Source organism: Acinetobacter sp. M5A5_2a (assembly GCF_053345265.1).
On sequence record NZ_JBKEZV010000010.1, the window covers coordinates 187,291 to 199,970 of the forward strand.

The window sequence follows — 12,680 nt, forward strand, 5'->3', positions numbered from 1 at the left end:
TAAAGCTATAAGGTTTAATTTGGAGAAAGGAAATAATATGAGACCTTTTTTAGTATGTTTGATGTTTTTTCTTAGTGGTTGTAGAGCTGTAGAAATTAATAAGGAGTATTATTTTCAGCAAGGTTTTAATGCATCAACTGTTGTAAATCTGACTAATTATGTCTATATAATTAAAGAGTTACAAAAACATGAAAATGTGGATATATATATTCCTTTATTGCTTGTTGCACAAGATATGAGGAGAATATCAGAAAAAGATTTAACTATTTATGATAAAAAGAATTTATGTCAAGTTAAATATTTTATAGATAATAGATATTTAAATGATCAAAGAAAGATTCAAAAAGATCTCTTGGAAACTAAAAAATGGCTTTTAAATCTAAATTACTGTGATTAAATTTATATATGAAAGTTTAAAATTGGAACAGTGTCTTAAGAGTATTTTAATATTAAAGGAACTGTATGAAAAATTATATTATAAATTTATCTGATGACTTTTGTGAATATGCTTGGGAAATTGAGTTGAAGGGATGTTTTGAGGTGGATATACAGGTATTTGATAAACTTTATACATTTAATTTTTATGATCCTATTAGATTGAAACAAACTATTGAAGATGATTTAAGATCAAATCAATATTTTTTTTATGAAAATATGGTTGTATTGCCAAAAGTAAATTTAAGGAATATTGAAAAATTTATAGAAAATATAATTGATACTCCTTATCTATTATCTTTTTCTACAAAAATAATCTAATAAAAAGGATAAGAGGTAGGAAGTGAAAGAGACTTATCTTCTAATATATACAAGATATAAATTTCTAATATTTTTAGTATATACATTAATTTCTGCTTTTGGATTATTTTTGCAATATATCAACGAAGTTTTATCTATATCTTCTATTTTGAGTATTTTTTTATCAACATTTTTTTGCTTATATGCTTGGTTTAATGGAACTTTTACCTTTGTATTTGCTATAGATGTTAATAGTAGTACAGGAGAGGTTTATAGGAGATGGTGTGTAATTATTTTTAGCTCTTTGTTCTATGTGTATACTTTAATTGACCCTTTTCTATAATCATTACTAGTATATCTATTTGCTAGATTATAGTACGCCCTGCGGGACTCGAACCCACGTCGGTCGCTTAGGAGGCAACTGCTCTATCCAGTTAAGCTAAGGGCGCATAATTTAATGATTATAAACGAAAAAGCTATTGCTAAGGCAATGGCTTTTTCATATTTTAAGTATTAAAACTTTTGCCATAAGGGGGAATATAGATAAAGTTGAACCACTCAACAGTTTCATAACTACTTATGCCTAGTATAAAAAACAGTTTATAACGCTAAAAAATCACAAAAAATTCATGCTTATCTTTCTATGATCTAAAGTAAAACACGAAAAGATTCAAGGCAAGCAATCGAGTAGATGAAGCTATTTCCGAAAAGTTGTTTGTTAAAAATCAGATTTAGCTACCTATAATTCAAAAGGGTATAACATGAAAAAAATTGCTGAACAGGACTTATCTAGAATTATTGAAATGGCATGGGAAGATCGGACTCCATTTGAAGCAATTGAGCGCGAGTATGGCTTAAGTGAAAGTGAGGTTATTCGTTTGATGAGATACAACCTGAAAACCAACAGTTTTAAACTCTGGCGCAAACGTATGGCTGGGCGTAAAACTAAGCATCAGCAATTACGTTCACCAGAAATTGAACGAGCTTACTGTTCGCGTCAGTATAAATATGCATAACTTCTAATTTTATTCTCGATGAAATTTTAATTTTTACAGCGCATAATTTTCTGATGATGAATAAAAAAGCCCCTGTCGAAACAGAGGCTTTTTTGTATTTAAGTATGAAATATAGAATTATTGTTTTTTAGAATTCAATAATTTAAATAGTACAAACATGAGAACGATCCAGATTGGAATCATCATCACTGACTCTTTGAAACCTTGGCTCCACATAATGTAGAGAACAACTGCAATAAAGCCTAAAACCAAATAGTTACTAAATGGTGCCCAAAGTGCAGGGAAGTGAGTTTTTTCACCTTTTGCTTTCATTGCTGATCTAAATTTGAGGTGAGTCAAACTAATCATTGCCCAGTTCAATACTAATGCACCAACGACGATATACATTAAGTGACTTAATGCATTTTCGGGTACAAAGTAGTTCAACAGTACACAACCAAAAATTAACAATGCAGAAAGTAATACGGCTGGAACAGGTACGCCTTGTTTGTTTACTTTTTTGAAAACTTTTGGAGCGTTACCTTGTTGAGCTAGACCGTATAACATACGGCTGTTTGCGAACATACCACTGTTATAAACAGATAAAGCAGCAGTTAAAATAATAAAGTTAAGAAGATGCGCAGCCCAACCAATTCCCATTTGGCTAAAAATCATGACGAATGGGCTTTTGTCGAGGCCACCAAGATCTAACTGGTTCCATGGCACTAATGAAAGCAAAATTGTCAATGAACCGATATAGAAAATTAAGATACGGAAAACGACTTGGTTAATTGCTTTTGGAATGGTTTTTTTCGGATCTTTTGCTTCAGCCGCTGCCATACCAATTAGCTCAATGCCGCCAAAAGCGAACATTAAGAAAGCTAACATATAGAACAGACCACTAAAGCCATTTGGAAAAAATCCACCATGTGTCCAAAGGTTGCTAAATGAAATGCTTGAACCCACATCTGCTGTAAACAACAAATAAAGGCCAAATACAATCATAGAGATGACCGCAGTTACTTTAATAATGGCGAGCCAGAATTCAGATTCACCATAAAATTTAACGTTGGTTAAGTTAACTGCCGTGATTACGACAAAGAAAAATAAGACAGAAGTCCATGCTGGTATGTGGGGCCACCAATAATTAATATATTTGGCCACAGCGGTGAGTTCACTCATCGCAACCAGAACATAGAGTATCCAATAATTCCATCCAGCTAAAAATCCAGGAAATTTCCCCCAATATTTATAAGCAAAATGGCTGAACGATCCTGCAACAGGTTCTTCAACAATCATTTCTCCCAAGTGACGCATAATCAAAAACGCGATTAAGCCGCCAATGGCATATCCTAAAATAATGGATGGTCCCGCAGATTGAATCACTTGCGCCGAGCCTAAAAATAATCCGGTACCAATTGCTCCACCCATAGCAATTAATTGGATATGTCGATTTTTTAGTCCTCGTTGCAGTGTAGAAGATTCGTTGGTCAAAGGTCTTCACTCACAATGAATAAGTAAATTATTCTAATAGATGGAGTTATTTTAGCCTAGCCTACAAATTAATAACGAGTGACTGAAAAGTACTCTTAAAAAATATTTAAAATCAATGATTTGTATTTAATATTTCAATATCGAGTGAAAAGTGTTCTAAAAAATATAATTTCATATAGACTTTTTTTCTTAGATTTTGCTTAGATTAAGTCATTGCAAGCATATTGCTAAATTCTCAAAATATGCTCGCGTCAATACGATTGATGTATAAAAGCAGAGTGCTATCTCTTGACCTTAAAACAATTTAAAATGAAGAGAAGGGTAAACAAGAATGCTTGTTTCGATATAGAAGAACATAATAGTAAGGATAACAGTTGATATGAGCTCAATACCGCAAATTAAAATTCCAGCAACTTATATGCGTGGTGGAACCAGTAAAGGTGTATTTTTTAAGCTTGATGATTTGCCGGAAAAAGCCCAAGTTGCAGGACAAGCACGAGATCAACTTTTACTCCGTGTAATTGGTAGTCCAGACCCATATGGAAAACAAATTGATGGAATGGGGGGAGCCACTTCTAGTACCAGCAAAACTGTTATTCTCGCGAAAAGTACTCAGCCAGAGCATGATGTAGATTATTTATTTGGTCAGGTTTCAATTGATCAGGCTTTTGTAGACTGGAGTGGTAACTGCGGAAACTTAACTGCTGCTGTTGGTTCTTTTGCGATTTCAAATGGCTTGGTAGATGCAGACCGTATTCCTGAAAATGGCCTATGCACGGTTCGAATTTGGCAAAAAAATATTCAAAAAACCATTATTGCCCATGTGCCTATCACCAATGGTCAAGTTCAAGAAACTGGTGATTTTGAGCTTGATGGTGTGACGTTTCCTGCCGCTGAGGTTCAAATTGAGTTTTTAGATCCGGCCGATGATGGTGAAGAGGGCGGCGATATGTTTCCTACAGGAAATGTCGTTGACGAATTAGACGTTCCTGATATTGGTCGTTTCCAAGCGACATTTATTAACGCTGGTATTCCAACCATTTTTTTAAATGCAGAAGATTTGGGTTACCAAGGCACTGAATTACAAGATCATATTAATAGCGATGCGGCAGCACTGGCACGTTTTGAAAAAATTCGTGCGTATGGTGCGGTACAGATGGGTTTAATTAAAGATATTTCAGAAGCAGCTGCGCGTCAGCACACACCAAAAATTGCTTTTGTTTCTAAACCAAAAAACTATACAGCATCGAGTGGTAAGCCTGTTTCAGAGAGTGATGTTGATTTATTGGTCCGTGCTTTGTCGATGGGTAAATTGCACCATGCCATGATGGGAACAGCAGCAGTTGCGATTGGCACTGCTGCTGCCATTCCGGGTACATTGGTGAATTTAGCGGCTGGTGGTGGCGAACGTGAAGCGGTACGTTTTGGGCATCCATCTGGAACATTACGTGTTGGCGCTCAAGCTGAACTTGTTAATGACCAATGGGCGGTTAAAAAAGCCATTATGAGTCGTAGTGCACGTGTGTTAATGGAAGGTTGGGTGCGTGTTCCGGGTGACAGTTTCTAAACTTCCTCTAAATAAAAAGCCTCTCAATATGTAGAGGCTTTTTTACGCCTGCCTTTAAAAACTCAGCACCCACTTTTCACAGTGAATCGTGTATGATGTAGCCCATGAATGCTTCATTACATTCAATAAAATTTCTCTACTGATTTTATCGAGGCGACTGTGTCATCACTCTCTCAAGTTAATGCGGATGTTTTAAAACAAGCTCAACAACGTATTCAACAAGATTTATTGACGACATTGGCTGCGTTCTCAATTCCAGAGCCTTTAAAAAGTGCAGTACACCATGCAGTTATGCTTGGTGGAAAACGTGTGCGTCCGGCTTTATGTTATGCCACTGCTTCTTTACAGCCAAATCCAAATTTTGCGGCCGCTCGTCGTGCTGCGGTTGCAGTCGAACTCATTCATTGTTACTCACTAGCGCACGATGATTTGCCTTGTATGGACAATGATTTACTGCGTCGTGGTCAGCCGACTTGTCATGTTGCGTTTGGTGAAGATACTGCTTTGCTTGCAGGCGACATTTTACAATCGATGGCTTTTGAGGTTTTAGGTAGTCGTTTGTTTGATGAACAAGGGCAGGGTACTGATGCCGCGATTGTATTAAAACAAATGCAGATTTTAGCAACTGCCAGCTCTAAAATGGTCTCTGGACAGGTGTTAGACTTACAAGCTGAAGGCAAGCAAATTGCCCAAGATGAACTAGAAAATATCCACCGCAATAAAACTGGTGCGCTCATTCAGGCCGCAATTATGATGGGTGCAGTCACCATCTTTTCTGGAACGGATCAAGCAATTCCAAAATTGCGCCAATATGGGCAGACGATTGGATTAGCTTTTCAAGTATTAGATGATATTCTCGATATTACGTCGAGTACTGAAGCTTTGGGTAAAACTGCTGGTAAGGATGAGCAAGTGCAAAAATCGACATACCCAGCGTTAATGGGTCTTGAACAAGCACAGATCTATGCAAAAGAATTGCACGATCAAGCTTTTGAAGCCTTAGCGCATTTTGGTGATAATGCAAAAGAATTAGTTGATATCTCAAAATTTCTTTTAGCGCGTACGAACTAATAATATTAAATCAATATTCATAACTTCTATTCATGCGAAATGAATAAAGGAGAAAAAAATGAATGGTGAACAACTCCATCAAAAAGCAATTGAAATTGCGCGTAATCTTCCCTTTAGTCAACAGACTCATCCGTTTGGGCCTGACTATGAAGTTTTTAAAATTTTAGAGAAAATGTTCATGCTGACGACAGAAGTTGCAGGCGTCAAAATGATTAATGTGAAGTGTGATCCGTATAAGAGTCAGGAATATCAGGAGCTTTATTCATTTATTATTCCGGGTTATCACATGAATAAAAAACATTGGATTTCGATTACACCGCATAAGAGTTTAACTAGCGATTTACTGCAAGATTTAATTCATGATTCTTATGATTTAGTCGTAAAGAAATTACCTTTGAAAGATCAGAAAAGATTAAAAAACCAATAATATAAAAAACGGCGACATGATAGTCACCGCCTTGATTTTAATTACTTATTTGAAGTAATTGAATTAATTATGCTTTCCCATAATACCGCGAATTGTATTTAAAACATCGGCAGGTAAAACCACAGTTTTAGCATTATTTGATTTCGCCATATCCTGCATTGCTTTTACATATTGTTCACCCAACAGATATGCCACAGGAATCTCTTTATCGCCAACTGCACTGGTCACCATTTCAATTGCACGTTGAGAAGCTTCAGCTAACACGACTTGTGCTTCTGCATCACGGCGAGAAGCTTCTAAACGACCTTCTGCACTTAAAATAGCAGCCTGTTTTTCACCATCGGCTTTGGTAACAGCAGCACGACGTTGACGTTCTGCGGCAGCTTGCTCTTCCATGGCAGCTTGCATGGTATGAGACGGTTGAATGTCCTGAATTTCGACTGTTTTTAAGGTAATGCCCCAATCTGAAATATCGTCAGAAATAGCAGCTTTTAACTTAGCCTTGATATGATCTCGTGAAGACAATGCATCATCTAGATCCATTTCACCGACAATAGAACGTAATGAGGTTTGTACAAGGTTCTGAATCGCCCATGTATAGTTTTCAATACCGTAAACTGCTTTTTCTGGTGTGGTTAAATTAATATAGGCTACCGCATTCATGAGCAATACGGCATTGTCACGTGTAATCACTTCTTGCGACGGAATATCTAGCACAATATCTTTCGTGGTAATTTTATAAGCTACTTCATCGATATAGGGAATCACAAAATTAAGTCCCGGATTAAGGGTCGTGTGATATTTACCTAAACGTTGGACAATCCATTTGTAGCCCTGAGGAACAATACGAACCCCTTTAAAAATGGTAACACCTACAAAAGCCAAAAAGGCTAAAACAATAATAGTACCGACTGGCATGAAAATACCCTCTCTTTATCTTTAATGTTTATGAAGTACTGTGGGTTTGAACAATTAAGTCGTTACCCGAAATGTCAATAACTCTGACACGATCGCCCACTTTAACAGGAGTAGTGCTCCGACAATTCCACTCATCGGCCCCTAAAATAGGCATTGGAAAGCGAACAATAATTTGATCATGGTCTAGACCAGTTTGAATAACCATTCCAATTTGACCAATAGTTGCTTCACGGGGGAGGCCCGCTTTCGTTTTATCAATTGATAAGGGTTTAATAAACTTGAACCAAAGAATGGTGCATAGCACTGATAATATTATCCACAATACAATTTGCGTTGTGAGGCTAATATCTGGAAATAACCAATAGAGAATGCACACCATAATGGCGGCAATACCAAACCAGAGTGCGGCAAAGGCAGGTAGAATCAGTTCAGAAAGAATAAGTAAGATACCCAATACAAACCAGTGCCAAGGTTGTACAACAAACTCCATAAATCTGCTCTTTTATATATCTTTATGATGGGTAAAAGTGACTAATATCACTTTTACTACTGTAGCAGATGATAGGAAGTGTGGATAGAAAAAAACCACTTCAATTAGAATTTAGAGCGTGGCGCGGGCTTAAATGCTGCTGGAGATTTTTTGAAGTTTGCAATTGCACTTTCAATTTGACGCATTTGAGCTTGAGCAGCTTTTTCACCTTCCAAAATTGCTTCATTACTGGATTTCAAGTCTAGTGTACCTAAATGACCAACTTTAGGTTTAATTACCACATTCGCTTGCTTGAGTTCTTCATTAATACTTTGTTGGCCCATAATATTAATTGTCTGATCAAGCAATCCCCACATATTGGCTGGGCGATTACCTGCTGGACGCGCAGAAATATCAACTGCAATCACAATATCTGCACCCATATCACGAGCTGTTTTTACAGGAATTGGGCTGACTAGGCCACCATCTACGTATTTTTGATTGCCGATTGTGGCAGGCACGAACACATTTGGAATGCTGCAAGAGGCACGTACAGCTTGACCAGCATTACCTTTAATAAAGTCTGCTTTTTGACCATTATCAAGACGAGTTGCCACAGCCGCAAAGCGGATTGGGAACTTCTCAATTGGTTTATTACCAACATTACGGTTCACGTAGTCTTGTAACTTTTGTCCGAGAATAATGCCCTGACGATTAAGGGTCAAATCACGGATATCAGACTCTTGTAATTTCAGAGCCAGACTTTGCAATTGATAAGGTGTTTGCCCACTCGCGTAGATACTTCCAACAAAGCTACCAGCGCTGGTACCCGTTACAATTTTAGGCTTAATTCCATGAGACTCTAAAACCTTGATCACACCAATATGTGAAAATCCTTTTGCTCCACCGCCACCTAAAGCAAGCGCAATGACAGGTTCACGGGCTTTAATTGAGGTAGTCGGCGTTGGTGTTTTGCTAAATTTATCACAGCCAAAGAGTGCTAGAGAGATAAATCCAATACTGGCAAATTGAGCAATTTTCATCTTTAAAAATAATCTATGTCGAGATAAATTAAGAAGGGCCATAAGACCAGATTCGCTCAATTTTTGCTAGGTTTTTTTCACTAGATTTTGTAAAGGTTCGGCAAGCCAATTACGATTTTTGGGTGAAATTTTTCCTTCATAGCGGTCAAAAATCTTTTGTAGATCTTCATCATAGTTTCCACTTGGGTCTAAGTGACCTAAGCAGTGAATCGTTTTATGGTCATAATCAAAAGAAAACATCACAATTGGAATGTTGGCTTTTGCGGCAATATGGTAAAAACCACTTTTCATTTTTTTTGCTTTTTTACGTGTGCCTTCAGGTGCCATCCCAATCCAGATCTTGTCATATTTTTGAATTGTGGCGACGACTTGTTCAGTTAGTCCATTGGCTGTGTCACGTTTAACTGGAATAACACCAGCCCAATCTAACGCCCGTTTAAAAGGTGGTTTAAAAAGAGCATCTTTACCCAAAACTGTAATCTGGATACCTAATCCGAAAATAGCAAGAAAACCATACCACCCATCAATGTTAGACGTATGAGGTGAAATAATCGCAACTGCTTTTGGATAATTAGGAATTTCGCCTTCAATTGTCCAACCTTGCGCTAAAAAAAGTTTTTTAAATAGTGCTCGGCTTAACACAGTGCCGCGTTGAGGTACCAAATGAGGTAAATTAGGGAAATGTTGATCCATATTTTTTTAAATTTTAACTTGTCCTTGTTTAATCTTAATCTTTTGAAATATATGCTTCATTGGCAAAATGTAAGAACAACATGACATTTGATGTTATTCCTCATTAAAGAAATAAAAAGTAGGTATATATGTTTCGGCAGCAAAATCTTTATCTTCTGCTATTTTCCTTATATTGGGCACAAGGGCTACCAGTGGGTTTTATGACCCATGCTTTACCTGTTATTTTAAGGGCACAAGGTGTATCACTCGCTCATATTGGTGGTTTTGGTCTACTAATGTTACCTTGGTCAATTAAGATCTTTTGGGCGCCGTGGGTTGATCGACATGCACTTTCCCATTTGGGACACTATCGTAGCTGGATTTTACCTACTCAGTTTTTGACTGTGGGTGTGCTGTGTATTTTGTCTTTTTTCCCCATTCAAGCTTTAGATCAGCCTCTTTATTTATTTGCCTTTTTTATTTCGCTTCTTTTAATGAACTTAACAGGAGCAACCCAAGATATTGCAACTGATGCTTTGGCCGTCAATTTATTACAGCATGACCAGCAACATTGGGGAAATACATTTCAGGTGATTGGTTCCCGACTCGGTTTTATTGTCGGGGGAGGCGCCGTACTTTGGTGTTTAGACTGGTTGACATGGCAACCCACTTTTTTGTTATTAGCAGCTTTGGTGTTTTTAAATACGTTACCCGTTTTATTATTTAAAGAACCTAAACACAATTCTCATTCAAATAATGAACCTCAACTTAATCAACAAAACTTAGTCATAAAGATTAAGGCCTACTTGAGTTATTTCTCTCAAAATAAAGAGCTCCGCTCTTGGTTGATTGTACTCATTACTTTTAAAGTAGCAGATGGTTTAGCTGGACCATTACTTAAACCTTTAATGGTTGATATGGGACTAAGTTTTACTCAAATTGGCGTTTATATCACGATGCTTGGTGCAGTAGCAGCACTGGCAGGGGCGGCAATTGCAGGTTGGCTGCTTAAATACTTTTCTAGACCTACGGCCTTAATTGTTTTTTCAGTATTTAAAATTATGAGCTTAGCGGCTTATACCTATTTAGCTTATGCGTATGAGCAGAAAATTCACCTCAATGTTTGGGGAGTTTATGCTGTAAATGCTTTAGAAGATGCATTCTCTGCAATGTTGTTGGTGGTTATGTTGACCTTAGTCATGCATTACAGTCGAAAAGAATATGCGGGTACAGATTTTACCTTTCAGGTTTCAGTCATGGCGACTGTGAGTGGGGGGCTTTATAGTTTGAGTGGTGTGTTTGGAGATGCTTTCGGTTATTTCCATTATTTGATAGCTATTGTCATTATTAGCACTGTTACTTTGCTCCCTATTTCCCTCTGGAAACATGCAAAACTACAAGAAAAATAATGTTAACTAAATGAAATAAAGAAATTTAATATCGATTAAGGAATGATCTAGTCATTATCTACTACCTTGGTCTATGTTTTTAAAAATGTATGTTTTTAGCTATTTAAATGCTCTATTAATTGTGCCATCTTGTTTGGGTAGCAAATGGAAGCTAACTGGAGTAAAAATGGATTTCGTTAACAAGAAAAATCATGTGAATCAATCAAAATGGGTAGAAAAATGTTCAAGTAGATTGGATATTAGCCTAAAGTCTAAAAAAGAATAATGAAATAACGATTTAATCATTCTATAAGATAAGAGAGTTGTGTAGGATTCGTTACAACATGAAGTTAAGGTAAAAATCTGTAAGTCAAAGTATATTTTTTATGTCTTTGGTTATTGGTTTTGGTCTTGCATAACGTTGAAATTGGTTTTGGTTGCGGTAATAAAATTAATGTAACCAAAGTGGAGGAGAGTTGATTTTTTAGCCCCTTAATTTAATGGCGTAAATCAACTTGGCATGGATAGGCAACATAAAATATATTTTTGGAGTTTTTGATGGATCTATTCCTTAATCGTAAATCTTTCGTTGTTAAAAGTTTAGCTCTTACAGTTACAGCTTTAATGATGAGTGGGGCACATGCTGCGACTTCCGACAAAGCGGAAATTCAACAGCTTCGTAAAGAAGTTGAAGCTTTAAAAGCTTTAATTCAACAACAAAGCCAAGTGCAACAACAGCAGCAGCAAGTACAGCAACAACAGCAAGTACAGTTAGCTGAAGTTAAGGCACAACCGGTTGCTGCACCAGTTTCACCTTTAGCATCATTAAAATCTAAAGCTGGCGCTGATGTGAACCTATATGGTTTTGTTCGTGGCGATGCTAACTATATTATTGAAGGTGCAGATGGTGACTTCGCTGATGCAAGTAAGTCAACTGGCGAAGCAAAAGATAAATTGCGTGCAACAGCTAAAACGACACGTCTTGGTTTAGATTTTACTGCTCCAGTAAGTAATGCCAAAGTTGGTGGTAAAATTGAATTAGACTTTGCAAGTAGTGACAATAGCAAATCTGAAAACGTACGTATTCGTCATGCTTACTTGACTTATAACAACTGGTTGTTTGGTCAAACAACGTCTAACTTCTTGGCGAGCCATGCACCAGAAATGATCGATTTCTCGACGAATATTGGTGGTGGTACGACACGTATTCCACAAGTACGTTATAACTATAAATTAGCTCCTGCAACTCAGTTATTTGTTTCAGCAGAAGAAGGTAATAGCTCGGCAACAGGTGACTCAGTTAAATACAGATTACCTGTATTAACAGCTAAAATCACTCAAGGCTACGCTGCAGGTAATGGTAATGCTTCTGCTCGAGCTTTTGTTGAAAATTATAAATCAGGTAAAGGTGATGACCAAACTGGATGGGGTGTTGCTGCAGGTACCGACTTTAAAGTATCAGATCCTTTAAAACTCTTTGCTGATGCTTCTTATGTTGTAGGTAACAGCAACTACTTATATGGTAGTAATTCTGCTTATACTTTAGTTAATAATAATATTGAGCAAAATGAATTTGTAGCAGTACAAGTGGGTGGAACTTATAAGATTTTACCTAACTTACGCGCTACTTTAGCGTATGGTGCTCAATTCGCTGATGACGGTACTGATTATGCAAAAGCATATACAGCTGGTAATGAAAAAGTTCAACAAGCATGGCTTAACGTAATTTACACACCAGTTAAACCAATTGACTTAGGTATTGAATACGTTAACGGTAAACGTGAAACCTTTGCTGGTGATGACTACAAAGATAACCGTGTTGGTTTAATGGCTAAATATAGTTTCTAAGAACAATATTTAGTTAAAAATTAAAAAAGAAGGGGTTAAATCTAACCTCTTCT

Annotated in this window: 14 protein-coding genes and 1 tRNA gene; 9 read left to right on the forward strand and 6 right to left on the reverse strand. The window is 36.8% G+C overall.

The genetic code is table 11. The annotated features are described in order from the left end of the window. Positions 1–37 precede the first annotated feature (37 nt). Both ACLBWE_RS14495 and ACLBWE_RS14500 read left to right on the forward strand, forming a co-directional pair. The gene (locus ACLBWE_RS14495) at positions 38–397 is read left to right on the forward strand and encodes a hypothetical protein (protein ID WP_447603699.1); all 360 of its coding nucleotides are present in this window, start codon (positions 38–40) and stop codon (positions 395–397) included. A gap of 65 nt (positions 398–462) precedes the next feature. Continuing rightward, positions 463–756 (forward strand): hypothetical protein, encoded by a 294-nt coding sequence (locus ACLBWE_RS14500; RefSeq protein WP_447603701.1) that lies wholly within the window; start codon positions 463–465, stop codon positions 754–756. A gap of 355 nt (positions 757–1,111) precedes the next feature. Here the strand turns inward: ACLBWE_RS14500 and ACLBWE_RS14505 are convergent. Next, positions 1,112–1,184: transfer RNA gene (locus ACLBWE_RS14505), tRNA-Arg, on the reverse strand. A 312-nt stretch (positions 1,185–1,496) separates the two neighbouring features. Between ACLBWE_RS14505 and ACLBWE_RS14510 the strand changes: the two genes are divergently transcribed. Continuing rightward, a complete protein-coding gene (locus tag ACLBWE_RS14510) occupies positions 1,497–1,751 on the forward strand; it encodes a TIGR03643 family protein (protein WP_004639076.1) in 255 nt (84 codons plus the stop codon). 117 nt (positions 1,752–1,868) lie between these two features. Here ACLBWE_RS14510 and ACLBWE_RS14515 read toward each other — a convergent pair whose 3' ends face one another. Beyond that, positions 1,869–3,224 carry an amino acid permease gene (locus ACLBWE_RS14515; protein WP_003655361.1) on the reverse strand — a complete coding sequence of 452 codons (1,356 nt, stop codon included), beginning with the start codon at positions 3,222–3,224 and terminating at the stop codon, positions 1,869–1,871. A gap of 379 nt (positions 3,225–3,603) precedes the next feature. On the opposite strand from ACLBWE_RS14515, the gene prpF reads away from it, so the two are divergent. From prpF to ACLBWE_RS14530, 3 genes are all read left to right on the forward strand, one after another. After that, positions 3,604–4,791: a 2-methylaconitate cis-trans isomerase PrpF gene (gene prpF, locus ACLBWE_RS14520; RefSeq protein ID WP_447603704.1), complete on the forward strand. Its 1,188-nt coding sequence runs from the start codon at positions 3,604–3,606 to the stop codon at positions 4,789–4,791. Between the two features lie 159 nt (positions 4,792–4,950). Further along, complete coding sequence (locus tag ACLBWE_RS14525; RefSeq protein WP_447603706.1) at positions 4,951–5,862, forward strand: polyprenyl synthetase family protein; 912 nt, start codon at positions 4,951–4,953, stop codon at positions 5,860–5,862. A gap of 58 nt (positions 5,863–5,920) precedes the next feature. After that, positions 5,921–6,289 (forward strand): MmcQ/YjbR family DNA-binding protein, encoded by a 369-nt coding sequence (locus tag ACLBWE_RS14530; protein WP_151989025.1) that lies wholly within the window; start codon positions 5,921–5,923, stop codon positions 6,287–6,289. Between the two features lie 63 nt (positions 6,290–6,352). On the opposite strand, the gene ACLBWE_RS14535 is transcribed toward ACLBWE_RS14530, so the two are convergent. The 4 genes from ACLBWE_RS14535 to ACLBWE_RS14550 all read right to left on the reverse strand — a co-directional run bounded on the left by ACLBWE_RS14535 (position 6,353) and on the right by ACLBWE_RS14550 (position 9,412). Continuing rightward, entirely contained in the window at positions 6,353–7,207 is an 855-nt protein-coding gene (locus ACLBWE_RS14535; protein ID WP_005036413.1) for an SPFH domain-containing protein, read from the reverse strand. Positions 7,208–7,235: 28 nt separating this feature from the next. Further along, complete coding sequence (locus tag ACLBWE_RS14540; protein WP_005309929.1) at positions 7,236–7,697, reverse strand: NfeD family protein; 462 nt, start codon at positions 7,695–7,697, stop codon at positions 7,236–7,238. Between the two features lie 104 nt (positions 7,698–7,801). Beyond that, positions 7,802–8,719 carry a patatin-like phospholipase family protein gene (locus tag ACLBWE_RS14545; protein WP_199943711.1) on the reverse strand — a complete coding sequence of 306 codons (918 nt, stop codon included), beginning with the start codon at positions 8,717–8,719 and terminating at the stop codon, positions 7,802–7,804. A 66-nt stretch (positions 8,720–8,785) separates the two neighbouring features. Further along, the gene (locus ACLBWE_RS14550) at positions 8,786–9,412 is read right to left on the reverse strand and encodes a lysophospholipid acyltransferase family protein (protein ID WP_447603710.1); all 627 of its coding nucleotides are present in this window, start codon (positions 9,410–9,412) and stop codon (positions 8,786–8,788) included. Positions 9,413–9,540: 128 nt separating this feature from the next. Here ACLBWE_RS14550 and ACLBWE_RS14555 point away from each other — a divergent pair, with 128 nt between their 5' ends. From ACLBWE_RS14555 to ACLBWE_RS14565, 3 genes are all read left to right on the forward strand, one after another. Beyond that, complete coding sequence (locus ACLBWE_RS14555) at positions 9,541–10,800, forward strand: MFS transporter (protein ID WP_447603712.1); 1,260 nt, start codon at positions 9,541–9,543, stop codon at positions 10,798–10,800. 73 nt (positions 10,801–10,873) lie between these two features. Then, positions 10,874–11,065 (forward strand): hypothetical protein, encoded by a 192-nt coding sequence (locus ACLBWE_RS14560; protein WP_045435295.1) that lies wholly within the window; start codon positions 10,874–10,876, stop codon positions 11,063–11,065. A 272-nt stretch (positions 11,066–11,337) separates the two neighbouring features. Beyond that, complete coding sequence (locus tag ACLBWE_RS14565) at positions 11,338–12,627, forward strand: DcaP family trimeric outer membrane transporter (RefSeq protein WP_447603714.1); 1,290 nt, start codon at positions 11,338–11,340, stop codon at positions 12,625–12,627. Positions 12,628–12,680: the final 53 nt, after the last annotated feature.

What these genes read in the sequence shown, in the direction of transcription:
- ACLBWE_RS14495 (WP_447603699.1), top strand. Translation starts at nt 38, where the DNA reads ATGAGACCTTTTTTAGTATGTTTGATGTTTTTTCTTAGTGGTTGTAGA.
- ACLBWE_RS14500 (WP_447603701.1), top strand. Translation starts at nt 463, where the DNA reads ATGAAAAATTATATTATAAATTTATCTGATGACTTTTGTGAATATGCT.
- ACLBWE_RS14510 (WP_004639076.1), top strand. Translation starts at nt 1,497, where the DNA reads ATGAAAAAAATTGCTGAACAGGACTTATCTAGAATTATTGAAATGGCA.
- prpF (WP_447603704.1), top strand. Translation starts at nt 3,604, where the DNA reads ATGAGCTCAATACCGCAAATTAAAATTCCAGCAACTTATATGCGTGGT.
- ACLBWE_RS14530 (WP_151989025.1), top strand. Translation starts at nt 5,921, where the DNA reads ATGAATGGTGAACAACTCCATCAAAAAGCAATTGAAATTGCGCGTAAT.
- ACLBWE_RS14535 (WP_005036413.1), bottom strand. Translation starts at nt 7,207, where the DNA reads ATGCCAGTCGGTACTATTATTGTTTTAGCCTTTTTGGCTTTTGTAGGT.
- ACLBWE_RS14540 (WP_005309929.1), bottom strand. Translation starts at nt 7,697, where the DNA reads ATGGAGTTTGTTGTACAACCTTGGCACTGGTTTGTATTGGGTATCTTA.
- ACLBWE_RS14545 (WP_199943711.1), bottom strand. Translation starts at nt 8,719, where the DNA reads ATGAAAATTGCTCAATTTGCCAGTATTGGATTTATCTCTCTAGCACTC.
- ACLBWE_RS14550 (WP_447603710.1), bottom strand. Translation starts at nt 9,412, where the DNA reads ATGGATCAACATTTCCCTAATTTACCTCATTTGGTACCTCAACGCGGC.
- ACLBWE_RS14555 (WP_447603712.1), top strand. Translation starts at nt 9,541, where the DNA reads ATGTTTCGGCAGCAAAATCTTTATCTTCTGCTATTTTCCTTATATTGG.
- ACLBWE_RS14560 (WP_045435295.1), top strand. Translation starts at nt 10,874, where the DNA reads ATGTTTTTAAAAATGTATGTTTTTAGCTATTTAAATGCTCTATTAATT.
- ACLBWE_RS14565 (WP_447603714.1), top strand. Translation starts at nt 11,338, where the DNA reads ATGGATCTATTCCTTAATCGTAAATCTTTCGTTGTTAAAAGTTTAGCT.